At 60.1% G+C, this 1,390-nt stretch carries 1 protein-coding gene; it reads right to left on the bottom strand.

Translation table 11 applies throughout. From position 1 onward, the window contains the following. Positions 1 to 978 (bottom strand): PLP-dependent aminotransferase family protein (locus ACOZKU_RS17145; RefSeq protein ID WP_421579876.1); only part of this gene is annotated, 978 nt, incomplete at its 3' end. Positions 979 to 1,390 lie beyond the last annotated feature (412 nt).

The raw sequence follows: 1,390 nt of genomic DNA, 5'->3' as shown, positions 1-1,390 counted from the left end.
GGACACGCCTTCCGGCATGTATTTCTGGAGGGCGGCCAGCATGGCATCACGGCGCGCGCTGTAGGCGGCCTTGATCTTCGCCACCTGCGCATCGAAACCGCGCTCGGCGACATGGGCGATGGCCATCTGGTTGATGGTCGAGGAATGCAGGTCCGCCGCCTGCTTCATCAGCACCAGCTTGCGGATGACGGGGGCGGCCGCGACGATGTAACCGACGCGCAGGCCGGGTGCGAGCGTCTTGGAGAAGCTGCCGCAATAGATGGTGCGGGCGGCGTTGATATCGCCCGTCTTGGTGATTTCCAGCGCCAGGATCGGCGGCACGGCCTCGCCGTCATAACGGAGCGATTGGTATGCCGCATCTTCGATGACGGGAATGTCCAGTTCTTCGGCGAGTGACAGCAGCTTTTCGCGGCCGGCCCGATCGACGGTCTCGCCAGTCGGATTGGCGAAGTCGGCCGAGAGATAGGCGAACTTGACGCGCCCACCGGCCTCTTCCGCCGTCGCGCGATAGGCGTCCGGCGTACGGTTGCCCGTCAGGTTCAGGCGGTCATAGGTCGGCTCATAGGCATTGAAGGCCTGCAACGCGCCGAGATAGGTCGGCCAGGTGACGAGCGCGGTGTCCTTCGGCGACAGGAAGAGTTTGCCGAGATAATCGAGGCCCTGCTGCGAACCGGAAACGATGAAGACGTTTTCGGCCGTGCAGGTTATGCCGAGCTTGCCCATTTCGCCGGCAAGCCAGTCGCGCAACGGCTTGTAGCCCTCGCTGACCGAATATTGCAGGCCCGCGGCAGCGCCCTCGCCCGCCAGCACGTCCGTGTAGGCGGCGGAGAAGGCTTCCTTGGGGAACAGCGCCGGATCCGGAATGCCGCCGGCAAACGAGATGATATCGGGCCGTTCCAGCAGTTTCAGGAGTTCACGGATTTCGGATGCCTTCATTCGCGACGCGCGGGTCGCGAAGGCCTGTTCCCATTTGAACATAGGGGTTTCCTCGGGCTTGTTGTTTGAACGCACCTCATCACGGCGCCGTATTTATGTCAATAATGCTGACCTAAATATTCGCACGACAAAAAAGGCGCACCAACAAGGTTACACGCGGAGAAAGACTGTCCGGAACACGGCTGCCCCGGCAGCCCTTTCAGACTGCGAAAGCGCTCACGTAGCTCGGTCGTTGTAAAGGCTGAGCAGGACAAGCATGGCTATACTGCCCAGGATAAAAAGGTCGAACCAGGCGAAGTATTGGATAATCGTGGTCATCGCACCATCCTCCCGGCGGCTGAACGAAACACTTGCGTATTTTGTTCCCCTTCCGGCGTTCGCGCAAGATTATTACTTGCTGCGGCGCAATATATCAGAGGATGCACTGCATTATTTCAGCTGAGCTGAAATAGAG

The organism is Shinella sp. M31 (assembly GCF_049199205.1).
Taxonomy (GTDB): domain Bacteria; phylum Pseudomonadota; class Alphaproteobacteria; order Rhizobiales; family Rhizobiaceae; genus Shinella.
Note: the sequence above shows the minus strand (reverse complement) of the source record. Positions and strands in the feature narration are given on the sequence as shown.